General features: G+C 39.2%; 20 protein-coding genes. 10 read left to right on the top strand and 10 right to left on the bottom strand.

Annotation, left to right across the window (positions count from 1 at the left end):
* Positions 1-200 precede the first annotated feature (200 nt).
* The gene (gene dnaB / locus BM107_RS00475; protein ID WP_090979087.1) at positions 201-1,763 is read right to left on the bottom strand and encodes a replicative DNA helicase; all 1,563 of its coding nucleotides are present in this window, start codon (positions 1,761-1,763) and stop codon (positions 201-203) included.
* A gap of 198 nt (positions 1,764-1,961) precedes the next feature.
* On the opposite strand from dnaB, the gene rlmB reads away from it, so the two are divergent.
* Positions 1,962-2,726, top strand: coding sequence for a 23S rRNA (guanosine(2251)-2'-O)-methyltransferase RlmB (rlmB, locus tag BM107_RS00470; RefSeq protein ID WP_090979083.1), 765 nt, complete (start codon positions 1,962-1,964; stop codon positions 2,724-2,726).
* A gap of 440 nt (positions 2,727-3,166) precedes the next feature.
* On the opposite strand, the gene BM107_RS00465 is transcribed toward rlmB, so the two are convergent.
* Positions 3,167-4,258 carry a mannose-1-phosphate guanylyltransferase gene (locus BM107_RS00465; protein ID WP_090979080.1) on the bottom strand — a complete coding sequence of 364 codons (1,092 nt, stop codon included), beginning with the start codon at positions 4,256-4,258 and terminating at the stop codon, positions 3,167-3,169.
* 14 nt (positions 4,259-4,272) lie between these two features.
* Positions 4,273-5,241: a KpsF/GutQ family sugar-phosphate isomerase gene (locus BM107_RS00460; protein ID WP_090979077.1), complete on the bottom strand. Its 969-nt coding sequence runs from the start codon at positions 5,239-5,241 to the stop codon at positions 4,273-4,275.
* Positions 5,242-5,332: 91 nt separating this feature from the next.
* Between BM107_RS00460 and recQ the strand changes: the two genes are divergently transcribed.
* The 6 genes from recQ (at position 5,333) to BM107_RS00430 (ending at position 13,211) form a co-directional block, all read left to right on the top strand.
* Complete coding sequence (gene recQ, locus BM107_RS00455) at positions 5,333-7,522, top strand: DNA helicase RecQ (RefSeq protein ID WP_090979074.1); 2,190 nt, start codon at positions 5,333-5,335, stop codon at positions 7,520-7,522.
* Between the two features lie 89 nt (positions 7,523-7,611).
* Positions 7,612-8,424, top strand: a complete 813-nt coding sequence (kdsA, locus tag BM107_RS00450; RefSeq protein ID WP_090979070.1) for a 3-deoxy-8-phosphooctulonate synthase — start codon at positions 7,612-7,614, stop codon at positions 8,422-8,424.
* Positions 8,424-9,143, top strand: a complete 720-nt coding sequence (locus tag BM107_RS00445) for a YqjF family protein (protein ID WP_090979067.1) — start codon at positions 8,424-8,426, stop codon at positions 9,141-9,143. Before kdsA ends, BM107_RS00445 begins: the two co-directional genes overlap by 1 nt.
* A gap of 338 nt (positions 9,144-9,481) precedes the next feature.
* Complete coding sequence (locus BM107_RS00440) at positions 9,482-10,105, top strand: (2Fe-2S)-binding protein (RefSeq protein WP_090979064.1); 624 nt, start codon at positions 9,482-9,484, stop codon at positions 10,103-10,105.
* Positions 10,102-11,085 carry an FAD binding domain-containing protein gene (locus BM107_RS00435; RefSeq protein ID WP_090979061.1) on the top strand — a complete coding sequence of 328 codons (984 nt, stop codon included), beginning with the start codon at positions 10,102-10,104 and terminating at the stop codon, positions 11,083-11,085. The genes BM107_RS00440 and BM107_RS00435 overlap by 4 nt, the downstream gene beginning before the upstream one ends.
* A 2-nt stretch (positions 11,086-11,087) precedes the next feature.
* Positions 11,088-13,211, top strand: coding sequence for a xanthine dehydrogenase family protein molybdopterin-binding subunit (locus BM107_RS00430; RefSeq protein WP_090979058.1), 2,124 nt, complete (start codon positions 11,088-11,090; stop codon positions 13,209-13,211).
* Between the two features lie 154 nt (positions 13,212-13,365).
* Here the strand turns inward: BM107_RS00430 and BM107_RS00425 are convergent, their stop codons facing one another.
* From BM107_RS00425 to BM107_RS00410, 4 genes are all read right to left on the bottom strand, one after another.
* Positions 13,366-14,979 (bottom strand): S8 family peptidase, encoded by a 1,614-nt coding sequence (locus BM107_RS00425; RefSeq protein ID WP_090979055.1) that lies wholly within the window; start codon positions 14,977-14,979, stop codon positions 13,366-13,368.
* Positions 14,980-15,217: 238 nt separating this feature from the next.
* Positions 15,218-15,814 carry a DUF4142 domain-containing protein gene (locus BM107_RS00420; RefSeq protein ID WP_090979050.1) on the bottom strand — a complete coding sequence of 199 codons (597 nt, stop codon included), beginning with the start codon at positions 15,812-15,814 and terminating at the stop codon, positions 15,218-15,220.
* Positions 15,815-15,885: 71 nt separating this feature from the next.
* Complete coding sequence (locus BM107_RS00415; RefSeq protein WP_090979046.1) at positions 15,886-16,320, bottom strand: GNAT family N-acetyltransferase; 435 nt, start codon at positions 16,318-16,320, stop codon at positions 15,886-15,888.
* 93 nt (positions 16,321-16,413) lie between these two features.
* The gene (locus BM107_RS00410) at positions 16,414-16,905 is read right to left on the bottom strand and encodes a YajQ family cyclic di-GMP-binding protein (RefSeq protein WP_090979043.1); all 492 of its coding nucleotides are present in this window, start codon (positions 16,903-16,905) and stop codon (positions 16,414-16,416) included.
* A 75-nt stretch (positions 16,906-16,980) separates the two neighbouring features.
* Here BM107_RS00410 and BM107_RS00405 point away from each other — a divergent pair, with 75 nt between their 5' ends.
* The 3 genes from BM107_RS00405 to BM107_RS00395 all read left to right on the top strand — a co-directional run bounded on the left by BM107_RS00405 (position 16,981) and on the right by BM107_RS00395 (position 20,592).
* A complete protein-coding gene (locus tag BM107_RS00405; protein WP_090979040.1) occupies positions 16,981-17,550 on the top strand; it encodes a hypothetical protein in 570 nt (189 codons plus the stop codon).
* Between the two features lie 100 nt (positions 17,551-17,650).
* A complete protein-coding gene (gene ppk1 / locus BM107_RS00400) occupies positions 17,651-19,711 on the top strand; it encodes a polyphosphate kinase 1 (RefSeq protein WP_090979036.1) in 2,061 nt (686 codons plus the stop codon).
* On the top strand, positions 19,711-20,592 hold the full coding sequence (locus BM107_RS00395) for a Ppx/GppA phosphatase family protein (protein WP_090979033.1): 882 nt from the start codon (positions 19,711-19,713) through the stop codon (positions 20,590-20,592). Before ppk1 ends, BM107_RS00395 begins: the two co-directional genes overlap by 1 nt.
* 169 nt (positions 20,593-20,761) lie before the next feature.
* Here BM107_RS00395 and pgl read toward each other — a convergent pair whose 3' ends face one another.
* From pgl to gndA, 3 genes are all read right to left on the bottom strand, one after another.
* Entirely contained in the window at positions 20,762-21,487 is a 726-nt protein-coding gene (gene pgl, locus BM107_RS00390; RefSeq protein WP_090979030.1) for a 6-phosphogluconolactonase, read from the bottom strand.
* Positions 21,488-21,606: 119 nt separating this feature from the next.
* Entirely contained in the window at positions 21,607-23,121 is a 1,515-nt protein-coding gene (gene zwf / locus BM107_RS00385) for a glucose-6-phosphate dehydrogenase (protein ID WP_090979943.1), read from the bottom strand.
* A 28-nt stretch (positions 23,122-23,149) separates the two neighbouring features.
* The gene (gndA, locus tag BM107_RS00380) at positions 23,150-24,565 is read right to left on the bottom strand and encodes an NADP-dependent phosphogluconate dehydrogenase (RefSeq protein WP_090979026.1); all 1,416 of its coding nucleotides are present in this window, start codon (positions 24,563-24,565) and stop codon (positions 23,150-23,152) included.
* Positions 24,566-24,580: the final 15 nt, after the last annotated feature.

The following is a 24,580-nucleotide window of genomic DNA, read 5'->3' as shown; positions in this document are numbered from 1 at the left end:
TAAGAGCCCTTCGGCGGCGGTGAGCCGAGGCAAGAATTGTGCGAAGGAAAAAACGTCAATCATATTGATTTTTATATCATAAATTATCCCTCAGGATGACAACTGTACTTATGATACAGCTTCTTTTTTATAAATACCGATCTTTTAGGATCATCATAACCAAAAATTTCTCTTACGCTCGAAATGACGATCAAAGATGATTAAAAAGGTGGATCATCGTCATTGTAGTCGTCCATTTTTGACGGACGGATAATCACATTGCTTTGTTTTTCAAAATCCTGAGACGGATACATTCCAGCGGAAGGATCGGCAGCAAATGAATTTGGCGGCGCATTGAAATCATCTTCCAGATCCTGGAACTTAACAAATTTACCCACAAATTTAAGCGGTACAATTCCGGTTTCACCATTACGGTGTTTCGCAATGATTACCTCACCGATACCAGCCTGTGATCGTCCCTGCTCATCTTCGGTAATACCATAATATTCTGGCCGGTATAAGAACAATACCATATCCGCATCCTGTTCAATAGAACCCGACTCACGTAAATCAGACAGCATAGGCCGTTTTCCCTGTAAACCAGGCCTACTCTCTACCGCACGACTTAACTGCGATAATGCCAGAACCGGAACATCCAGTTCTTTTGCAACTGACTTAAGTGCCCTTGAAATACTACCGATTTCCTGCTCACGGTTACCTCCGCCTTTTCCTTCACCTTTACCATGCATCAACTGCAAGTAATCGACAATAACCAATTGGATATCGTATTGTGATTTTAGTCTCCGGCATTTTGCCCTAAACTCAAAAATATTTAATGCAGGTGTATCATCAATTAATAGGGGCGCTTCGGTTAAACGTCCAATTTTGCTGTGTAACTGCTGCCATTCCCATTCCTGTAAATTTCCTTTCCTGATTTTTTCCTGCTCGATTTCTGCTTCTCCTGAAATTAAACGATTAACCAGCTGAACTGAAGACATCTCCAGCGAGAATACTACACAAGGTCTTTGGAAATCAACAGTAGCGTTACGTGCACAGGTTAATACGAATGCGGTTTTTCCCATCGCCGGACGCGCAGCAATAATAACCAGATCCTGCTTTTGCCAACCTCCGGTAATACGGTCCAGACCGGTAAACCCGGTTGGCACACCAGTTAAACCATCGGTTTTGGTACGGAGTTCTTCGAGTGTAGCCAGTGATTGTTTAACGATATCGTCCATTTTTTGTGTATCTCTACGCAGGTTATTCTGGGCGATTTCAAAAAGGCCTTTTTCAGCCTGATCCAATAAGTCGAAGATATCTGTGGTATCTTCGTAAGCATTGGTAATGATTTCCGTCGAAATTCTAATCAACTCACGCTGAATGTATTTCTGAGAAATAATACGCGCGTGAAACTCAATATTTGCTGCAGAAGCAACACGGTTAGTTAAATGAGTAATGTAATAAGCGCCACCAACCATTTCTAAGGCTCCTAAAGTACGGAGCTCGGCAGTTACCGTTAAAATATCTACCGGTTTCGATTTCTGGAAAAGGATATGGATCGCTTCAAAAATTTTCTGATGTGCGATATTATAAAAAACCTCTGGCTTTAAAACATCAATTACCGCTGAGAGTGCATCTTTTTCGAGCATCAATGCACCTAAAACAGCTTCTTCCAGGTCTAATGCCTGTGGGGGGATTTTCCCCTGTGAACTTATGGTGTTACTTAACCTGCTTTTTCTAGCAGTCATGCTACTCTTTCCGCCTTGTTCGTTATCGATACTCATTCTACAAAAGTAAGCAAATTTTGATGGGGTTGTTTGAATAATTACTAGCCGTTTGTTAACAAATTGAGGGATAATCAAATTAAATTTTATCGCATTTATGAGGCTTTAAAAATTTTAAACAATTAAATGTTAATAAGCTACATATTGTTTAGGGTCAAAACATTTTAATTGAATACTTTTGCCTAACAATTTTAAAACATGGATAATTTTAGAAGACCGCAAAGGGCAAAAGAGAATAATGAGTTTGTATTCGGCATCAGGGCCGTAATAGAAGCCGTTAAAGCAGGAAGAGACATTGAAACCATTTATCAGCAACGCGGTTTGGGAGGTGAACTCTTTCTGGAGCTGAAAGCCCTTCTAAAGGATACACTTATACCATTAAATTCGGTTCCTGTAGAAAAGCTGAACCGCATGTCGCAGAAAAACCATCAGGGCGTCATTGCTGTCATTTCTCCAATTACCTATCAAAATATTGAAGACATTATTCCTGCTGTTTTCGAAAAGGGCGAAGTGCCGCTAATTCTGGTTTTAGATAGTGTAACTGACGTGCGCAACATGGGTGCAATAGCACGTACGGCTGCCTGTGTAGGTGTTCACGCCATAGTTGTTCCGTTAAAAAATGCGGCACAGATTAACGCGGATGCGATTAAAACTTCTGCAGGTGCATTATTCAGCATTCCGATTTGCCGCCATGCCAACCTGCATAAAACCTGCTTGTTTCTGCAAGAGAGTGGTCTGCAGATTGTGGCCTGTACTGAAAAAACCAATGATTTTATTTACGCCCCCGATTATACCATGCCTACAGCAATTATAATGGGTTCAGAAGATGAAGGCATTTCTAACGACCTTTTGAGGGTAGCAGATCATTTAGCTAAAATACCTATGGCAGGAAAAATTGAATCATTAAATGTTTCGGTAGCTGCCGGGGTAATTTTATACGAGGCAGTTAGGCAGAGGATATAACAATTTAAGATGTAAAAGGGGAGATGGATAATGGAATTCAACCAGATCCGCCATGCTGAAGGTGTTTAAGGATCTATTAACGCAACTTAATGTAAAAGGGGAGATGGATGATGGAATTCAACCTGATCCGTCATCCTGAACGTGCTTCAGGATCTTTAAACGAAATTTAATGGAAAAGGAAAGATGGATGATGGAATTCAACCAGATCCGTCATCCTGAACTTGTTTCAGGATCTGTAAGCACAATTTAATGGAAAAGGGGAGATGGATGCAATCGCTTTAAGATTCCCGCATACGCGAGATCCGATAGCTATCGGATGACGACCGCCCTAATGAATTCTGTCAATAGTACTTGTTTCAGGATCTTTCTACAATAGAATATGCAAAATGGATGATGCAACTATGCCACATCATCCATTTTACATCTCACATTATCCATCCTTAGATAAACTTATTTCCAAATCTGGATTTAACTTCCGCAACAAACTCTTTAACCTTCTGTTCTTCGTCTCTAGGGCAGATCATAAGCATATTATTGTTTTCAACCACAATATAATCATGCAGCCCTTGTAAGATCACCAATTTATCCTTTGGAACATTTACCATACAATTTGATGAATCGAACATCAGCACCTGTTCTGAAGGAATAACGGCATTACCCACATAATCCTTTTCAGCCATTTCATAAATAGACGCCCAGGTACCTAAATCAGACCATCCGAAATCAGATGGAAGTACGTAAACGTTTTCTGCCTTCTCCATAATTCCAAAATCTATTGAAATATTGGTGCATTGGAAATAGGCATTATTGATAAATTCTTTTTCACTGGCCTTATTCAACTCAGTCCTTCCAACATTAAATATTTCATACATATCTGGCAGATGTTTCTCGAAAGCCTTTAATATCGCTCTGGCAGACCAGATAAAAATCCCGGCATTCCATAAAAAATCACCACTTTGTATAAATGATTTAGCCAAATCTAAATTTGGCTTTTCGGTAAAGGTTTTAACCTTATGCAGGTCAGTATCGGTATTAAGCACATAATCAGTATGCTGAATATAACCGTAACCAGTATCCGGACGGTTCGGTTTAATTCCCAACGTGATTAAACAATCATTTTTGGATGCTGCTTCTAAAGATTGCTCAATGGATGCCACAAAGCCATCAATATTAGCGATGGTATGATCTGATGGCGCAACCACAATGGTCGCATCAGGATTTAATTCTGCGATTTTTAAACTTCCGTAAGCTATACAAGGTGCTGTATTTCTCATTAAAGGCTCGGCCAAAATCTGGTTATCCGTTAACAGTGGTAACTGCTCTTTAATCAGACCGGTATAAATTTCGTTGGTAACGATAAATATATTTTCCGGGGGACAGATATTCAGAAATCTTTCATAAGTGCTTTGAATAAGGGTTTTTCCGACACCGAAAAAATCTATGAATTGTTTTGGATATTCTGTTCTGCTCACCGGCCAAAAGCGGCTTCCAACGCCACCGGCCATAATTAATGCATAGTAGTTTTTATTCATTTTATAATTTAAAATTACACAATGCCTTCATTCAAAAGATCGTGTAAATGGATGATGCCAAAGTAAGTATTTTGTTCCAGAACTAACAACTGGGTAATATTGTTTTGCTTAATAATATCCAGGGCATCGACAGCTAAAGCATCAAATTGTATGCTCTTTGGTGTTCTGCCCATGATATCCTCTGCTTTTAAGTTTGCAATAGTAGTATTATTTTCCAACATCCGCCTAACATCACCATCGGTAATAATGCCCAGTACCTTATCGTCGCTATCTACAACAGCTACGGCCCCCAAACGGTTTTTACTAATTTCGATCAGCACATCTTTAACTGATGCAGAAGGATGTATAGCTGGTTTTTCGTTAGACAGGGCTAAATCACGCGCTTTTAAATATAGTTTTTTACCTAAAGATCCACCCGGGTGATATTTTGCAAAATCAGATTCGTTAAACGCTCTACATTCTAACAAACAAATGGCCAAAGCATCACCCAATGCCAATTGCGCAGTTGTACTGGTTGTTGGCGCCAAATTATGCGGACAGGCCTCTTTTTCGAAAGCGGTATTCAAAATCAGATCGGCCTGCTCTGCCAAAAAAGAATTTAATTCGCCAACCATACCAATCAGTAGATTGCCAGCTGATTTCAATAAGGGAGTAAGCACTTTAATTTCAGGCGTATTTCCGCTTTTGGAAAGGCAAATGACAATATCATCCATTTGGATCATGCCCAAATCGCCATGGATCGCATCTGCAGCATGCATAAAAATAGCGGGTGTACCTGTTGAATTAAAAGTAGCCACTATTTTCTGCGCGATAATTGCACTTTTACCTATGCCCGTTACAATCACCCGTCCTTTGCTATTTAGAATGCTTGATACGACTTTCTCAAAATCGCCGTTAATGTTTTTCGCAACATTTAATATTGCAGCTGCTTCAAGCTCTAAAGTGCCTATAGCTGATTGGATTATGGATTTTTTACTTTTCAAAGAGAAAATAATTGTTTGTTAATACTTGAAATTCTTGTAAAATTATGTTATTTTGGATACAAAAATAGCATCGCATATTTTATTACACAAAATGGACGTGAAAAAGTCGTTATTTGATAACCTACAAAATTTCTTCGGGTTTGATAATTTCAAGGGTGATCAGGAGTCGATCATTACCAATATTTTAGAAGGCAATAATACTTTTGTTATTATGCCCACAGGCGGAGGGAAGTCTATTTGCTATCAGTTGCCCGCTTTAATGAGCGAGGGTACAGCAATTGTGATTTCTCCTTTAATCGCATTAATGAAAAACCAGGTAGACCAATTAAGGGCTTTTGGTGGAAATGACAGTATTGCTCACTTTCTTAATTCATCCTTAAACAAATCTGAAATTACTCAAGTTAAATCTGACCTCTTGAGCGGTCAGACTAAATTATTGTACGTTGCGCCAGAGTCTTTGGCAAAACAGGATAACATTGAATTTTTAAACCTGATTAAAATTTCCTTTGTCGCCGTTGATGAGGCACATTGTATCTCTGAATGGGGGCACGATTTCAGGCCGGAATACCGTAAGATTAAACAGGTTATTGCAGGGTTGGGGAATAATATCCCGATTATTGCATTAACTGCGACGGCTACGCCAAAGGTACAACAGGACATTATGAAGAATCTGGGCATGACGGAAGCCACGTTATTCAAATCTTCATTTAACCGGCCGAATTTATTTTATGAAATCCGTCCTAAAAAAGATATCACCAAAGAAATCATTAAATATATCAAGTCTAATCCGGGTAAATCAGGGATTATCTATTGCCTAAGCCGTAAAAAGGTAGAGGAAGTGGCCGAAGCTTTAAACCTGAATGGAATCAGTGCCTTGCCTTATCATGCAGGTTTAGATCCGAAAGTCAGGGCCGAAACACAGGATAAATTTTTGATGGAAGATGCCGAGGTAATTGTTGCAACGATTGCCTTTGGTATGGGGATCGATAAACCAGATGTACGCTTTGTCATCCACCACGATGTGCCTAAGAGTATGGAAGGTTATTATCAGGAAACCGGTAGAGCCGGACGTGATGGTGGCGAAGGCGTGTGCATTGCTTTCTACTCTCAAAAAGATGTAGATAAACTGGCAAAATTTATGAAAGATAAACCGGTTTCTGAAAGAGAGATTGGTACACAGATATTAAAGGAAGTGATTGATTATGCAGAATCCGGCGTTTGCCGTCGTAAGCAGATCTTACACTATTTTGGCGAAAACTTTAACGAAACCGGCTGCAACTGCATGTGCGACAACTGCAAAAAGCCTAAAAAACAGTTTGAAGTAGAAAGCCAGTTATCTACCTTATTAAAGTTTATTGAAAAATCCGGTGAGAAGTTCGATGATGCACACCTGTTAAATGTCTTTTTAGGTCTGGAAACAGCGCAAACCATTGCTTATGAACATAGTAAGGTTCCTGAATTTGGAATCGGCAAGGAGGACGGTGAGCTGATGTGGAAATCCATTATCCGCCAGGCGGTTTTAAATAATTATCTTTTTAAGGATATCGATAATTACGGTTTATTAAAATTAACTAAACAGGGAAAAGATTTTATCGTTAATCCTTACAGCCTCAAATTCATATTAAATGAGCCGATAGGAAACAGTACCGACGATGATGATGAAGATGTAAAACAAGGTACAGGTGCTTTGGATACCCATCTTTTATCGTTGCTCAAAGAGCTGCGTAAAAAAATTGCGAAGCAAAAAAGCGTTCCACCATTTGTGGTTTTCCAGGATCCGTCTTTAGAAGAAATGTGTACCCATTATCCAATTACCATGGAAGAACTTCGCCAGATTTCTGGTGTAGGTTCGGGTAAAGCAATGAAATTCGGTGCACCTTTTATTGAATTAATCAAAAAATATGTGGAGGATAACGACATCGAACGTCCTATTGATCTGATCATTAAAACGCAGGCCAATAAATCGCAGATGAAAGTATCAATCATCCAAAATATCGACAGACAGATTGGCCTGGAAGACATTGCCGATTCAAAAGGCATCACTTACGAAGAAATCCTGAAAGAAGTAGAGTCGATTGTAAACTCCGGCACCAAACTGAACCTGAACTACTTTATTGATGAAATCATTGACGATGATAGGCAGGATGAAGTTTTTGATTACTTCAGGGCAGCTGAAAGCGATTCTATAGACGAAGCACTAAATGAACTGGGCGAAACCGATTACACCCGGGAAGAAATTCAATTGATGCGGATAAAATTTATGTCAGAATTAGGAAACTAAAAATCAGATATGAGATTTGAGACGTTAGATCTGAGAGAAACACAAGTCTCAAATCTCATGTCTCAAATCCCACATCTCACATCTCAACAATGTTAAACTATTTAGATAAATTAAAAAATACAGATTCAGGGAATTTCTTTTTAATGGCGGGTCCATGCGCGATTGAAGGCGAAGATATTGCCATGAGAATTGCTGAAAAGATTATTACGGTTACCGATAAACTGCAGATTCCATACATTTTTAAGGGGTCGTACCGCAAGGCAAATAGAAGTAAAGGAAGTTCTTTTACGGGCATTGGCGATGAAAAAGCGTTACGCATTTTAGAAAGGATCGGCAGAGAATTTGGTGTGCCAACCGTTACCGATATCCATGAAAGTGGTGAAGCCGCGATGGCTGCTGCGTATGTTGATGTACTGCAGATTCCGGCTTTTTTGTGCCGCCAAACCGATTTATTAGTTGCTGCTGCAGAAACGGGGAAAGTGGTAAATGTAAAAAAAGGCCAGTTTTTATCGGCTGGGTCAATGAAATTTGCGGTTGAAAAGGTAAAAGAGGCAGGCAACAATAAGGTCATCTTAACCGATCGTGGAAATACCTTTGGTTATCAGGATCTGATTGTAGATTATCGCGGTTTACCCGAAATGCAAAGTTTTGGTGTGCCTGTGGTAATGGATTGTACCCATAGTTTACAACAGCCTAATCAAAGCAGCGGAGTTACCGGTGGTAAACCCGAACTGATTTCAACTATTGCAAAAGCAGCCATTGCCGTTGGTGCTGATGGCTTATTTATCGAAACACATCCTGATCCTGCAAATGCCAAATCAGATGGAGCCAACATGCTTCATTTAGATTTGCTCGAAGAAACTTTAATCAAATTAGTTCGTTTAAGACAAGCTGTTATATAATGACAGCTAAAAAAGGTGTTTTCTTAACTGCGGAATGGCGAAAGTTAGCACTTGCGCAATATGCGGTAGATGAGCAAATTCTTTTAAAGTATCTTCCTCCGCACACCGAATTAGATAGCTGGAATGGAAAGTATTATGTGAGCTTAGTGGGTTTCATGTTTATGAATGTAAAGTTACTTGGCTTTAATATTCCATTCCATACAAATTTCGAGGAAGTTAACCTGCGCTTCTATGTTCGGTATAAAGATGGTAAAGAATGGAAAAGAGGAGTTGTTTTTGTTAAAGAAATTGTTCCTTTGCCTGCAATCACATTTGTTGCCAATGCCATTTATAAAGAAAAATATCAAACTTTACCCATGAAACATGTTTGGGTAGAACAGGAAAACCAGCTTGAGGTGGATTATCTTTGGAAAAGTGAAACATGGCATAATTTTCAGATTACTGCCAATGCTAAGGCTGAAGAAATTGCACCGGGTAGCGAAGAAGAATTTATTACCGAACATTACTGGGGATACACTAAAATTGGCCACAATAAAACCTCTGAATATGGGGTAGAACATCCGCGCTGGCAAGTTTATCCTATAAAAAGTTATAAAATCAACGTCAATTTTGGGATAAACTATGGTAATGATTTTGCTTTCTTAAACCATGTCGAGCCAGATTCTGTTTTCCTGGCAGAAGGATCAGAAATCAGGGTACTTAAAGGAAAACGATTTTAGACTGAGTTACCATCATTCAGGTTAAACGCAAAATGATCATGACTATTCTGAATTTGATTTTTTTTCCCTTAAATCAAAATCATTCTCATTTTTTTAACCCGGTAGAAAGGCAATAATTGTAGTACAAAAGTTCGAACTTTTCTTGAAATTGTCGGTTTTATGTATGTTGGTATCAACTTCGGGGCGTAACTTTTCTTTTACCTATCAATTTTAAGGAAATTAGCTTTAGTTTTTATTTTAAATTTAGAGATGGAAATACCGGAAAAACGGTTAATTTTTATCGAAGAATTGATAATAATGAAGATTCTGGTAACGCAACCATTTATAAACATCCAACTATGAAATCTTCTGAACAGAAACCAAATCAAGGTGATAGCAGGCGCGATTTTCTTAAAAAGACCTCAGTAATTACGGCCATTGCACTAACGCCTGGTACCGCAATTAAAGCAGCAGAAAATAATGCCGATGAACGTTTTGCCGAACTTTTTGAGAAAATACCCCTAAAGCTTACCGTAAATAACAAAACTTATCAAACAACGGTAGAACCCCGGGTAACCCTTTTAGATTATCTGCGTGAAGAATTACACTTAACGGGTACTAAAAAAGGTTGTGATCATGGCCAGTGTGGCGCCTGCACTGTTCATGTAGATGGACAAAGGGTAAACGCTTGTCTCAGCTTAGCAGTGATGAATGAGGGAAAGAAAATAACCACGATAGAAGGTTTGGCAAATGGCGATACTTTACATCCGATGCAGGCTGCTTTTATCAAACATGACGGTTTTCAATGCGGCTACTGTACACCAGGGCAGATCATGTCGGCAGTAGCCTGTGTTCGTGAAGGCCATGCCAATTCAAGGGCTGAAATAAGCGAATACATGAGCGGAAATATCTGCAGGTGTGGTGCTTATCCAAACATAGTTGATGCAATTATTGAAGTGAAAGAAGGAGGTGAAACCGTATGATCAATTTTCAATACCTCAGAACAACCACAGCAAAATCAGCCATTGCTTTATTGGGTAAAGATAAAAATGCCAAATTCCTGGCAGGTGGTACCAATTTAATCGATCTGATGAAGAGAGGTGTTACCGCACCGGAAAAACTTATTGATATCAACCACGTACCGCTGAAACAAATCAGGCAGATCGGGAATAAAATCCATATCGGTGCTTTGGCTTCGAATACGGCAGTTGCAGATCATCCCCTGATTAAAGAGAAACTGCCTTTACTTTCCCGGGCTTTACAAGCCGGCGCGTCAGCGCAACTCAGAAACGTGGCTACGGTTGGCGGAAACATGATGCAGCGTACGCGCTGTGGGTATTTTTACGATATCGAAATGCCTTGTAATAAACGCCAGCCCGGTACAGGATGTGGAGCAATGGAAGGTTTTAACCGCATGCATGCTATTTTCGGAACTTCAGAAAAATGCATTGCTGTTCATCCCAGCGATATGTGTGTAGCCTTAATTGCCTTAGACGCTGAAGTGATATTGGCCAATGCAAAAGGAGAACGCAAACTATCATTTAAAGATTTTCATCGCTTAGCCGGAGATACACCACAGTTAGACAATAACTTAAAGGCCGATGAAATGATTATAGGTTTGGAAATCCCTACAAACAACCTGGCCAAAAATTACCATTATCTAAAAGTCAGGGATAGGGCTTCTTATGCTTTTGCACTGGTATCAGTAGCGGCAGCTTTTGAAATCGTCAATAATAAAATTACTGATGTTCGGCTGGCCATGGGCGGCGTGGCACATAAACCCTGGCGTTTAACCGCATCTGAGATTTTCTTAAAAGGAAAAGAAGCCAGCTTAACCAATTTTGAGCAGGCTGCGCAACTGGCCATGAAAGATGCAAAAAGCTTTGGAGGAAACGACTTCAAGCTAAAACTTGCACCCAATACAATTATTGAGGCCTTAAACCTAGCAAAATCAAAAGCCTAGTTATGGAAAAGAATATGCTAAAAGATGAAAACGACAGAGTAGACGGATTCTTGAAAGTGACCGGGAAAGCCAAATATTTTGCTGAATATGATTTACCTGGTTTAACCTACGGTGTGTTGGTAACCAGTACCATTACTAAAGGGAAAATAACCACACTTGAAACGAAGGCTGCCGAAAAAGCTCCTGGAGTGGTCGCGGTGATTTCGCACCTGAATAAGCCCCCGGCGGCGGCTTACGAACAGGAGGGTGGACCGCAGATGAAGATTTTTTATACCGATAAGATTTTCTATAACGGACAGCCCATAGCTATTGTGGTGGCCAATACTTTTGAAAGGGCAACTTATGCAGCATCATTGGTTAAGGCAACCTATGCTAAAGAGACTTTTAATACTGATTTTGAAAAAGCGCTGAAAGATCCGAAAGCTAAAAAGCTACAGGGGCAGGCCGACTATAAACGTGGTGAAGAAAATGCTTATAAAACTGCAGAGGTAAAGCTCGAAGAAAGGTACTTTCTTCCAATTGAGACACATAACCCAATGGAATTACATGGGATTATTGCCGATTGGAGACCAAATAACCAGCTTACCGTTTATGCCAAAACACAAGGCGTAAAAGCTACGCAGGGTACCATTGCGAATGTTTTTAAAATCCCAATGGAAAATATCCAGGTGAACTCGGAGTTTGTGGGTGGTGGTTTTGGGATGGCCTTACGCACATGGCCATTGGAGATCGCCACAATAATGGCTTCTAAACACATTGGCAAACCTGTAAAACTGGTTGTTACCAGAATGCAGATGTTTACGATGGTAGGTAATCGGCCAGCGGCCATACAAACCATTGGTTTGGGTGCAAATAAGGATGGCAAGCTAACGGGCATTACGCATAGGGCGTATGGTGAAACGTCTGCTTATGAGAACTTTACCGAAGGTGTAGTGAACATGGCGAAGTTTATGTACCAATGCGATAATGTAAATACTTCTTATGTAATTGTTCCGGTTGATTTGGGCGTGCCGATATGGATGCGGGGACCAGGGGAAGCCACCGGAGCTTTTGCGCTCGAAAGCGCGATTGATGAGATGGCGCATGCCCTAGACATGGATCCATTGGAATTTAGAATTAAAAATGATCCTGAAACCGATCAACAAAAAAACAAGCCTTTTTCCAGCAAGAATATTAAAGAGGCCTATAAAATGGGAGCTGAGAAGATTGGCTGGCGCAACCGAAAAAACAAACCGGGCAGTATAGTTGAAGGGCCATGGCAAACCGGTTACGGGGTAAGTGTTGGTGTATTTAATGCCAATAGGGGTAAAGCCAGCGTAAAAGGCATTTTAAAAGCCGATGGATCGCTTCTTTTGCAAAGTGCAACAAGTGACATTGGTCCTGGTACAGGAACCGGTATGACTTTAATTGCCAGTAAACTGATGGGTATTCCTGTAGATAAAATCACTTTCGAATTAGGCGATTCATCTTTACCGCCAGCGCCAAGTCAGGGCGGTTCGGCTACACTATCTACCGTAGGCTCGGCAGTGAATGATGTTTGTGTAGCCTTAAAATCTACCATTGCCGAACTCGCAGCAAATTCAAATATGGATGCAACATCTAATTTTGTTGATGTTTTGAAAAAGAATAATCTGCCGCAAATAGAAATAACAAAAGAGAGTCAGGGTGGTAAGGAAAGAGATAATTACTCGATGTATTCGTTCTCCATTCACTTTGTACAGGTAAAAGTAAATAACCTGACAGGAGTGGTAAAGATAAGTAAAATTGTTTCTGTAGGTGATTCAGGAACCATTGTGAGTCCGAAAACCGCCAGAAGCCAGATGGTGGGCGGCGCAGTTGGCGGTATAGGAATGGCTTTAACAGAAGAATCAATAATCGATCACCGTTATGGAAGATACATCAATAACAACTTTGCTGATTACCACGTTCCTGTGAATGCTGATGTACCGGAAATCGATGTTAATTTCATCAATAAGCCTGATCCTTACATTAACCCGATGGGTGCAAAAGGTATGGGTGAAATTGCTTTGATCGGCTTTTCTGCTGCAGTAGCCAATGCCGTTTTTAACGCTACGGGAAAGAGGATCAGAACATTACCCATCACACCTGATAAGATATTGGCTTAAAACGAGAGAAGTGAAGTTTTTGAAACCCGACTTCTCTAAACACCCGAAACAAAAAATGCGTCCAGATTTTACATTGGGACGCATTTTTATTTTTCTGTTAAGGAAAACAGCTTGAAGATTCTTCGCTTTCGCTCGGAATGACAATCTGAAAAAATTACTTAGCAACTGACTTACCTGAATAAGTTGCTGCTAATTTTAATGCGTTGTAAGCATTTACAATTCCGCCGCTGATACAAAGATCAGAAAAAGGAACAGAAACTTTTTCGGCATCAGGACCTTCGCCTTTCGCGTATTCTACATTGTGGTTTACTTTGGTAACCGATTTAACGATAATTTCTTTTACCTGCGCTGCCGTTAATTTTGGATAATAAGAACGGATTAAGCCAGCCAGGCCAGCCACAACCGGAGAGGCCATACTGGTTCCATCCAAGCTTTTGTATTTAGAACCTGGTACGGTGGAATAAATCTGTACACCTGGCGCGAAAACATCAACCTGGTTTTTACCATAGTTAGAGAAACTAGCTTTCAAAGTCTCATCATCTTTAGGACCTGAAGCACCAACGGTAATCCATGATGCAATAGTTTTCTCATCTAAATCCTTGTGGTTAGGGAAATTATTTTCAACATCAATATTTTTGTTCTCGTTACCTGCGGCCTGAACAATCAATACATCTTTAGATGCCGCATATTTCATTGCTTCGTTAACAACTGCTTTATTCCAGCTATAAGCTTTACCAAAACTCATGTTGATTACTTTAGCGCCATTATCAACTGCATAGCGGATTGCATTTGCTACATCTTTATCCCTTTCATCACCGTTTGGCGTACAACGCACGCCCATAATAGCTACGTTATCGGCTACACCTAAAATTCCAATTTTGTTGGTTCTATCTGCTGCAATAATACCTGCTACGTGTGTACCGTGCATCGCATCAGGGCCTGCAACATCGTTATTCCCATAAAACCGTTCTTTATCATTATTTGGATCATCACCAACTATTGAACGTGGATCATAATCAAGATTTAAGTTATATTCAGCCTGGCGCGTATAATAGTCCAATCCTTCTTTAATCTGGTCTTCGTAAAAATCTTTAAAACTGCCTTTTTCCAGTTGTTGGATCAATATTCCCTGGATACGGCCTTCAATCGCCGTAGATGGCTTAAAGTTTTTAAAATCTTCTGCTGTTGGATTTTCTTTACCAATTTTCTGTACTACAGCATCTAAAGCTGTTTTAAAACCTGTAATACCCGCTAAGTTTTCTTTTGCTTCGGCCAGTTTTTGTTCCAACTCGGCCCTTTCAGCTTTAAACGCTTCAAAATCCTTTTTATCCTTTTCTGCTACATTTGCATCTGTAGTATTGGCAAAGCGTGCCTGATCCCGACGAACCAAACGGGTCAGCTCTAAGGTTTCAAAATTTACAGATTCCTTTGGTCCTCCAATAAAATTCCAGCCATTAATATCGTCGATGTAGCCATTTTTATCATCATCTTTACCATTGCCGGGTTTCTCTTTGGTATTTACCCACATAATCCGTTTCAGATCTTCGTGTGTAGCTTCTACACCACCGTCATTTACAGCCACGATAACTTTTACGGATTTTTTACCCTTTAAAAGTTCTTTATATGCTTTCTCCGTACTGATTCCGAATGTGCTATCGCTTTTTAGGTCGAGGTTTTGCCAATTGGCTTTTTGCGCATGAGCCAAAGTTGGTACTGCACTTACAATTGCAATACCCAGCAATGTTCTAAAAATTCTACTCTTGTTCATTTATATATTTTTGTATTAAACGGCGAAAGTTAATTTTAATTTTTTGTTGAAAGAAATTGTGTTTAAATTAAATTGATATTGATGTGCTTTTATAACAGTTAAGGCCGTTAAAAATAAAAAAAGTCGTCGTGCCGGACCAGTTTTATACGGAATGGAGAAATCTATCTGAAAAGATTTCCCGACTTCGTTATACCAGGTTCGAAACGACGACTAGTTAAATGTAGGATAACTTGATAACCTATTTTAAGCCAGCGGCAATTTTCTGAGCCATCTCGTTATGCGATTCGATTACTTTTAAAGTATTCGCAGCCCATTCTTTAATACTTTGATCGCGGTTTTCGGTACCTTTTTTGAATAATGCTACCGTTTTTTCGTGATCGGTAACCATCATATCCATATAGTGTTTATCAAAGGCTGCACCAGTCATTTTTTTCATACCATCTAAATGAATCTGTTCATCAGCTGGTAAGGCATCAGGGGTAATTACTTTTTTATTTACAGCCAATGCTTTTAATTCCGCATTGGCTTTTTCATGGTCGGCAAGCATTTTAGCCGCAAACTCTTTCACCTCTGCACTTTTTGCATTCTGGGCTGCAATCTTAGCCGCTTCAACTTCCATAATACCGCCAACGGCCGCTTTTCTTAAAAAAGTAGCACCTGCTTCATCCACTCCAGATTCAGTACTTTCTGATCCGGCAACGTGATTACCGTTTACCATAGTGGTGTCGCCAGCAACGCTGTCTTTAGTAGTTGCTGATTTTTTATCTGCAGTCTGGCAGGCCTCAAAAGAAAGTGCCAGGGCAAAAGCTGTCGACAATAGAAATATCTTTTTCATGTTTTCTCAATGTTTAATATGTATGAGAAACAAGATACCCGAAAAAAGGTTTTTGATATCTCTTCTGGCCCTTAACGATATGGATTTTGAATCACAATACCCATTTGCCTTTCGGGATTTTGAATAGCTGAAAACCCAAATTGTTCATAGAGGCCATGGGCGTCTAAAGTAGCCAATTGGTAACGCCTCAGGCCCTGCAAATCCGGATGGAAAATCATAAATGACATCATTTTTTTTGACAAGCCCAACCCACGGTAATTCTCGCTTATGTAAACATCGCAAAGCCAGGCAAATGTTGCTTTATCGGTTACCCAACGGGCAAAACCTACCTGCACATGATCTTTATAAATACCAAAACATAATGAATTTTCAATGGATCGTTTTACGGTAGCTATAGGAATGCCTTTCGCCCAATAGGATTCGACACTTAAATACTGGTGGATAGCTTCGAGATCTAAGCGTTCTTTTTGATCAGAAAATATAAAACCGTTTTCGCTGATTTCCATAATTGATATCAGTTAATTGTTTAAATTTGGCTAACCATTTAATTATCAGATTATTATTTATAATTAACCGATTTTAACAGTTAACCAGTTAAACTAATTACGCATATTGATAAACTGTAATGGCTGATCAAAATCTTCGTTTCGACAAAGACTGATGACAGCTTGTAAATCATCAATTTTTTTGGCCGTAACCCGAACCTGATCATCCATGATGGCAGGCTGAACTTTTAACCCGCTGGCTTTGATTTTGGCTACCACTTTTTTCGCCGCTTCTTTATCCAATCCCTCTTTGATGCTGATTTCTTTTCTGATCATGTTACCCGAGGCCTGGTGTTCATCGCCGAAGTTTAAACTTTTTGGATCCAAATTCTGCTTCATCATCCGGGAAATAATAGATCCTTCAATAGCTTTCAAACGCATATCGTCTTCAGTCACAATGGTTATCACATTTGTTTTTTTATCCAGATCGATTGTGCTTTTTGAACCGTTAAAGTCGAATCGGTTCAGTATTTCTTTTTTAGCATTGTTAATGGCATTGTCTAATGTCTGCGCATCAACTTTACTTACAATATCAAAAGAAGGCATGGTTTTAGCTTTAAAGTAAAAAAATAAGTAGATTTAATAGAAATTAATCCATTCTCACAAAAAAACGAAAATAATATGAAAACCCCTAAGCCGAAGTCTCAAAAAAAGATTATAAAAAAGGAAGCCAAAAAACAGCTTGAACAGTCTATTACTACTCAATTTTTAGATGTGATTAAAAGTTTAGGTCATGATGTATCTGAAATCAGTACGGAGGTGGGTAAAGCAAGTAAGCGGGTGGCTAGAAAATTAACCAAAAAATTTACCATTGTTAAGTCTGATGTGGGTCAAAAAATTGATGGTTTGTTACATGCCTCGCAAGAAAAGGCAAAAGAAGTAAAAAAGCCTGTTGCCAAAGCGGTAAGTAAATCTGAAAAATCTGCTGAAAAAGTGGTTAAAAAAGCTATCGCTAAAGCAAAACCGGTGGTACAAAGTGTTAAAGTTGCCGCAATAGAGACCGAAGAAAAGGCCGAAAAGGTATTGGCAAAGCCATTGAATAAGTCAAAAACAGCCGTAAATGAAACAGTTAAAACAATCAAAAAAGCAGCAGATAAAGCACCGGAAAAAACACCTGAAACGCTGAACAAAACTGCTGCTAAAGGCAGTTCTGAAGCAAAGAAAAATGTAAAAACACCAACCAAGAAATAAATTTGTTAACGTTAACATGTAAATGAATTAACATCGATTTAACAAAATAATTTGCAGTTTTGAACATCCCTGTTTTGGCAGGGATTTTTTATTTTTTTAGATGAGCAATAAGAAGATTCCATTTTTTAACCGCGAAATCAGTTGGCTTTACTTTAATGAACGCGTACTGCAGGAAGCAGCCGATGAAACAGTTCCGCTGATTGAACGGATTAAATTTTTATCTATATATTCTTCCAATTTAGAAGAGTTTTATCGGGTTAGGGTAGCCACTATAAGCCGGCTCACCAATCTGAACGATAAAGCCAAAGCACTTTTAGGATTTAACCCGAAAAAAATTCTGAATGAGATTAAAAATATTGTTGTTAAACAGGAAAGAAAATTCGACCAGCTGTTTCAGGCTACTTTAATTAACGAACTTGCTCAAAACAGGATTTTTATTTTAAACGACACACAGCTAAATGTAAGCAGGGGAGAATTTGTTAAAAATCATTTCAGGGATAAAATTTTATCCAACCTGGTTCCGATCATGCTGGATATGGATAAACCTTTTCCGGAATTGAAAGACCGGTACCTTTACTTTTTTGTCAAACTTTCTAAAAAGGATACAAAAGTTAAAGAGAAATATGCACTTATTGAAATTCCGCCCAATTTACCCCGGTTTTTGGTACTACCCGAAACAAACGATTTAAAGTTTATTATTCTTGCCGAAGACATCATCAGATATTGTTTAGACGATATTTTTTATGTTTTCACTTACGATAATTTGGAAGCTTACTCCATTCAGTTGACGCGCGATGCTGAATTGGATATTGATAAAAACATTAGTGACAAGTTTATTGATGATTTAAAAAACAGCTTAGAGAAACGAAAAAAAGGAAAGCCTATGCGCTTGCTTTACGATTCGGCCATGCCACTGAATATGCTTACCGTGTTGGTAAACAAGCTTAAACTGGAAGCCGAAAGTTTGATTCCGGGTAACCGCTACCATAAATTCGGCGACTTTATTGCTTTCCCGAATGTGGGCAAAAAGGAATTGGAGTATGCACCAAATGTACCGTTAAAGGTTCACGATCTGCATAGAACGCAAAGTATGTTCAATAAAGTTGCACAGCGCGATTATTTGGTCAATTTACCTTATCAATCGTACGATTATATTATTTTGTTCTTACGTGAAGCTGCCATTGATCCGAAAGTAACGGAGATACAGATCACCCTATATCGTTTAGCCGAAAACTCAAAAGTAATCAACGCCTTAATCAATGCCGCTAAAAATGGCAAAAACGTTTCTGTTCTGTTAGAACTTAAAGCTCGTTTTGATGAACAGGCCAATATCTACTGGACAAGCCGGTTAATGGAAGAAGGTGTTAAAGTAAATTATGGTTTAACAGATTATAAGGTCCATTCTAAAATCTGCCTGGTTAAACGGATAGAAAAAGATAAAGCGGTATACTATGCAAACCTGGCAACAGGGAATTTCAATGAAAAAACCGCAGGGTTATACTGCGATCATAGCATTTTCACGGCCAGGAAAGAGATCACCAACGACCTGGTTAAACTTTTTGATGCGCTAAATAAGCGTACCGTAACCAAAGGTTTCAAGCATTTGATTGTTTCTCCATTGGAGAGCCGTTCTAAACTGGTTAATTTTATCAACCGCGAAATCAGAAATGCCAAACAAGGTAAACTTGCTTATATTATGTTAAAAGTAAACAGTTTGGCCGATGAAGGCATTATATCAAAACTTTATGATGCGAGCAATGCCGGGGTTAAAATCCAGCTTATTATCCGCGGCATTTGTTGCCTGGTGCCGGGAGTAAAGGGGTTTAGTGAAAATATTACTGCGGTTAGTATTATCGATAAGTTTTTGGAGCATGCAAGGGTATATATTTTTGGAAATAACGGCAAAAACGACATGTATTTATCATCTGCAGATTTGATGAGCAGAAACTTTGAACATCGTGTTGAGGTTGGCTTTCCGGTGCTGGATCACGATATTAAACAGGAAATACAAGATATCATTGATCTGCAGCTACAAGATAATACCAAATCAAGACAAATAAATGCCACTAACAGCAATAAATATCATAAAAACAGATTAAGTAAAAAAATAAGGGCGCAGGTGGATATTTATAACTATTTAAAAACCAAGCATCAATCATAATGTTAAGATACGCAGCTATCGATATCGGCTCCAACGCGGTGAGGTTACTCATTGCCGATATCAGCAAACAAGACGGGAAATATAAATATAAAAAGAATACCCTTATACGTGTGCCACTACGATTGGGCGATGATGCATTTCTGGACCAACATATTTCGGATAAAAAATCAGCCGATCTGGTAAAAACCATGATTGCTTTTAAAAACCTGATGGATGTTTACCATGTTTCTGAATACCTGGCCTGTGCAACCTCTGCCATGCGCGAGGCCCAAAATGGTGAAGATATTGTTAAACTGATTAAAAAAGAAGCAGACATTACTTTAGAAATTATTGAGGGACAACGCGAAGCCAATATCATATACGCCAACCACATTGAAGAAGCATTAGACGAAAATAAAAATTACCTGTATATTGATGTTGGCGGCGGTAGTACCGAGTTATCTGTTTTTGTAAAGGGTGTGCCGGAGGCATCGAGATCATTTAATATCGGTACGATCAGAATGCTTGATAACCAGGATAAGGAAGAAACCTGGGAAGAGATGAAAGATTGGGTTAAAGAGCATACCAAAGCCTATAAACATTTAGCAGGCATAGGTACAGGTGGCAATATCAATAAATTGTTCCGCATGTCTGATGAAAAGGAAAATGCACCTTTATCGTTGCAGAAACTAAATTCGATGTATAATAAATTAACCAGTTATTCACTGAAAGAAAGGATTCATGTATTGGGTTTAAATCCCGATCGTGCAGATGTGATTATCCCGGCCTGCGAGATTTATTTAACCTTAATGAAGTGGACAGGTATAAAACAGATTTATGTACCTAAGGTGGGTATGGCTGATGGAATTATTAAATTGCTGATTGAAGAGAAGTTGGATTAGGTAACCAAAGTGTCAGATGTTTCGGTCTGATACCATGACCAATCTGGTTTTAAGAACTGTCGGATGGTAACATCCGACAGCACATTATCTGTGGTGTCAGATGTTACCATCTGACACTCATAAAATCCTGGCTATACATTCAGATGGTAACATCCGAATGCACATTTCATTAATCTTCCAGCAATTTAGTCGCAGCGACATCTACAAACCAGGTTAATTTACCGTCAATCGGATCGATTAGCTGAGAAGGATACAGATCAGGATTTTTTTCTGTATCACCAATTACATGTTTAAGTGCTTCGGCTTTATTCTCTCCAAAAACCAGAAAAGCAACATTATCTGCTTTATTAATTAATGGTGCAGTAAAACTAATGCGATAAGTATCTAGTTTTTCCACGTACACAGCCGCGACATTCACTTCTTCATCCTTCACCAATGTAGTGTGCGGAAAAATCGAAGCGGTATGTGCGTCATCGCCCATGCCTAGCAGGATTAAATCGAAAACAATGTCTTCGCCATTAAAATGCTGATCAATTGCTTTTTTATATTCAATAGCCGCTTTTTCCGGTGCCAAAGTAGTATCTACATAAAAAATATGATCCTCTTTAATACCCAACGGATCTAAAATAGTTTTCTTGGCCATTAATCCATTGTAGTTATCATCACTGGCCGGAACGTTGCGCTCATCGCCAAAGAAAAAATATACTTTTTCCCAATCGATTCTATGCTGTCCTTCTGTAGCCAGAAGATGATAAAGCGCTTTAGGAGAACTACCGCCTGTAAGTACGAAATTAAAACGATCGTTTTCTTCGATAGACATTTCTGCAATTTTGATTACATAATCTGCCAGATCCTGGTTTAGTTCTTCTAATGTTTTGTATATAAGTAGATTCATTTTTATGTATTAAATAATGTCATGTTGAGCTTGTCGAAACACCTTATCATAAATTTTCGACACACTCAGAATGACAATTTGTTTATGGCTATTCAACAGTTGTTTAAGCCATTAACTTATTATTCCTTGTTCTTTAATGGCAGGTTAAACCAATGGAAACCGTCTCTTGCAATAAGTGCTTCTGCTTCTTCAGGTCCCCAGCTATCAGCCGGATAGTTAGGGAAGTTGATCGACTTCTTGCTTTCCCAGGTATTTAAAATCGGCATCACCAGTTCCCAGGCTGCCTCTACCTGATCGCCTCGCATAAACAGGGTTTGATCGCCCATCATGGCATCCAACAACAAGGTTTCGTAAGCTTCCGGTGTATCGCCCTCGTAAGTGCCTTTATAATCAAATACCATATCAACAGGATTCAATACCATGTCTAATCCAGGTCTTTTGGCCTGCACCTGCATGCGGATACTCATTTCCGGCTGGATGCTGATCACCAACCTGTTCTGCTGCCAATTTTCCGTTACATCTGAAGAGAAAATCTGATGTGGCACATCTCTAAACTGGATCGTTATTAATGATGAAGTTTGGTTTAAGCGTTTTCCTGTTCTTAAATAGAAAGGAATACCCTGCCATCTCCAGTTATCAATATGGAATTTAACTGCCGCAAAAGTTTCGGTATTAGAGTGAGGATCAACACCTTTTTCCTGACGGTAGCCGGGAACTTCCTTGCCTTCAACCCAACCTTTGCTATACTGGCCGCGAACCGTATGAAAACGGATATCTTCAGCAGAAAAAGGACGCATTGCTTTTAATACCTCTACCTTGCGGTTCCTGATTTCATCGGCATCAAAATTAATTGGCGCTTCCATTCCAACCAAACAGAGCAATTGTAACAAGTGGTTTTGGATCATGTCCCTTAAAGCACCCGAACCTTCGTAGTAACCTCCACGATCGCCCACACCTAACTGTTCGGTTACTGAAATCTGGACATGATCGATATAAGATCTGTTCCATAATGGCTCGAACAAAGCATTGGCAAAACGGAAAGCCATCATGTTTTGCACGGTTTCTTTGCCCAGATAATGATCGATACGATAAATCTGTTTTTCGGTAAAAATGGTGCTTAACAATGCGTTTAACTCTTTTGCTGATTCTAAATCATGGCCAAAAGGTTTTTCGATAACGATGCGGCTATTATCTTCATCTTGCGTTAATTTATATTTCTGCAAACACTCCGCGATAATAGGGAAGAAATTAGGCGCCACTGCCAGATAGTAAATGACCTGTGTACCAGCACCAAACTCTTTTTGATATTTTTCTACGGCAGCTTTTAGATTTTCGAAAGTTTTCGGTTCAGCAAAATCGGTAGGGCAATAATGGATCGTATTTCCGAAATCTTCCCATTTGTCTTTTTTAACTTTCCCGCTACGAGAAAACTCATTTACCGCTTCTTCCAATGCAGTTTTATAACTGTCATCGGTAAATTCTGTTCTTCCGGTACCTATAATGGCAAATTTTTCAGGCATATAGCCCTCCATAAACAGGTTATATAGCGCTGGTGCTAATTTTCTTTTATTTAAATCGCCTGTTCCACCAAATATTACAAAAATGGTGGGGTTTAATGCGGTTTTGGCTTTCATCTTATATTTTGTTCGTGTGTCTATTAGGTTAAGATAATTTATTCCAATCGGCATGGAAAACGCCATCTTTATCAATACGCTCAAAAGTATGCGCACCAAAGAAATCTCGTTGTGCCTGGATTAAATTTGAAGGCATTCTTCCGGTAGTAATAGTATCAAAGTAGGTTAGGGTAGATGCAAAAGCAGGGATGCCTAAACCAGCATTTATGCTAGCACAAATTGTATTACGGGTACCCTTTAAAGTATCTTTAATGATATTTTGAATACCTGCATCACCGAATAAATGTTCCAGAGCATTGTTTTTATCATAAGCCTGATAAATATCTTCCAAGAATTTAGCCCGTATGATACAGCCACCACGCCAGATTTTGGCAATTTCCTGCAACTGTAAATCGTATTGATATTCTTTTGATGCCTGCACCAACAAATGCATCCCTTGTGCGTAAGCACTGATCATTGAAAAGTAAAATGCATCTTCGAGTTCCTCAACCGTAACCGCAATTTTGGTATCATTTTTACCAAATGCTTCTTCTAAAGAAACCCTTAAGGCTTTAAATTTAGATAAATCGCGGTTAGAAACAGCTTCGTTAATGGTTGGTATAGGTAACTGAAGTTCCATTGAAACTTCCGAAGTCCACTTTCCGGTGCCTTTTGAACGCGCTTCATCTTTAATCTGGTCTAGCAGGTCATTTTTTGTCTCTGTATCTTTAAACAAGAAAATCTCAGCAGTAATTTCCAATAAGAATGATTGCAACCTGCCTTCGTTCCATTTTTTGAATACCTTATAAATTTCTTCATTTGAATAACCTAAGCCATTTTTAAGGATACCATAAACTTCTGCAATAAGTTCCATAATGGCATATTCGATACCATTGTGTACCATCTTCACAAAGTGGCCGGAAGCACCCGGGCCAATGTAGGTAACGCAGGGATCGGTACCTACTTTAGCAGCTACAGCTTCAAAAACATCCTTAACCACATTGTATGCTTGTTTATCGCCGCCCGGCATCATACTTGGACCGAAACGTGCACCTTCTTCACCACCAGAAATACCCATTCCGAAGAAATGTAAGCCATCTTTCTCTAACTCATCAACACGGCGGTTGGTATCAGTAAAATGTGAATTTCCGCTATCGATGATGATGTCTCCCTTGCTTAAAAGCGGTTTTAATTCGGCAATAACGCTATCTACAATCGGGCCTGCAGGTACCAATAAAATCAGGGTACGCGGGGTTTGTAAACTAGAGATAAAGCTTTCAATATCGTTAAAGCCTTCCAACTGATGTGCTTTACCTTCTTCTTCAAGTTTAGCAATCATTTTGCTATCTTTATCATAACCCGTTACGGAAAAGCCTTTATCAGCCATGTTCAACAATAGGTTTCGGCCCATTGTGCCTAAACCGATCATTCCCAACTTATATTTTTCAGAATCGTTATTTGCCATTTTTTGTGTTTTAGA

It is taken from the genome of Pedobacter suwonensis (assembly GCF_900111825.1).
Taxonomy (GTDB): Bacteria; Bacteroidota; Bacteroidia; order Sphingobacteriales; family Sphingobacteriaceae; genus Pedobacter; species Pedobacter suwonensis.
This window is presented reverse-complemented; position numbering and strand designations above follow the sequence as displayed.

Excerpts from the sequence above, each read along its gene's own strand:
- gndA (WP_090979026.1), bottom strand. The coding sequence starts at position 24,565 with ATGGCAAATAACGATTCTGAAAAATATAAGTTGGGAATGATCGGTTTA.
- pgl (WP_090979030.1), bottom strand. The coding sequence starts at position 21,487 with ATGAATCTACTTATATACAAAACATTAGAAGAACTAAACCAGGATCTG.
- kdsA (WP_090979070.1), top strand. The coding sequence starts at position 7,612 with ATGTTAAACTATTTAGATAAATTAAAAAATACAGATTCAGGGAATTTC.
- BM107_RS00445 (WP_090979067.1), top strand. The coding sequence starts at position 8,424 with ATGACAGCTAAAAAAGGTGTTTTCTTAACTGCGGAATGGCGAAAGTTA.
- ppk1 (WP_090979036.1), top strand. The coding sequence starts at position 17,651 with ATGAGCAATAAGAAGATTCCATTTTTTAACCGCGAAATCAGTTGGCTT.
- BM107_RS00395 (WP_090979033.1), top strand. The coding sequence starts at position 19,711 with ATGTTAAGATACGCAGCTATCGATATCGGCTCCAACGCGGTGAGGTTA.
- BM107_RS00440 (WP_090979064.1), top strand. The coding sequence starts at position 9,482 with ATGAAATCTTCTGAACAGAAACCAAATCAAGGTGATAGCAGGCGCGAT.
- BM107_RS00420 (WP_090979050.1), bottom strand. The coding sequence starts at position 15,814 with ATGAAAAAGATATTTCTATTGTCGACAGCTTTTGCCCTGGCACTTTCT.
- dnaB (WP_090979087.1), bottom strand. The coding sequence starts at position 1,763 with ATGAGTATCGATAACGAACAAGGCGGAAAGAGTAGCATGACTGCTAGA.
- zwf (WP_090979943.1), bottom strand. The coding sequence starts at position 23,121 with ATGAAAGCCAAAACCGCATTAAACCCCACCATTTTTGTAATATTTGGT.
- rlmB (WP_090979083.1), top strand. The coding sequence starts at position 1,962 with ATGGATAATTTTAGAAGACCGCAAAGGGCAAAAGAGAATAATGAGTTT.
- BM107_RS00410 (WP_090979043.1), bottom strand. The coding sequence starts at position 16,905 with ATGCCTTCTTTTGATATTGTAAGTAAAGTTGATGCGCAGACATTAGAC.
- BM107_RS00425 (WP_090979055.1), bottom strand. The coding sequence starts at position 14,979 with ATGAACAAGAGTAGAATTTTTAGAACATTGCTGGGTATTGCAATTGTA.
- BM107_RS00435 (WP_090979061.1), top strand. The coding sequence starts at position 10,102 with ATGATCAATTTTCAATACCTCAGAACAACCACAGCAAAATCAGCCATT.
- BM107_RS00405 (WP_090979040.1), top strand. The coding sequence starts at position 16,981 with ATGAAAACCCCTAAGCCGAAGTCTCAAAAAAAGATTATAAAAAAGGAA.
- BM107_RS00465 (WP_090979080.1), bottom strand. The coding sequence starts at position 4,258 with ATGAATAAAAACTACTATGCATTAATTATGGCCGGTGGCGTTGGAAGC.
- BM107_RS00415 (WP_090979046.1), bottom strand. The coding sequence starts at position 16,320 with ATGGAAATCAGCGAAAACGGTTTTATATTTTCTGATCAAAAAGAACGC.
- BM107_RS00430 (WP_090979058.1), top strand. The coding sequence starts at position 11,088 with ATGGAAAAGAATATGCTAAAAGATGAAAACGACAGAGTAGACGGATTC.
- recQ (WP_090979074.1), top strand. The coding sequence starts at position 5,333 with ATGGACGTGAAAAAGTCGTTATTTGATAACCTACAAAATTTCTTCGGG.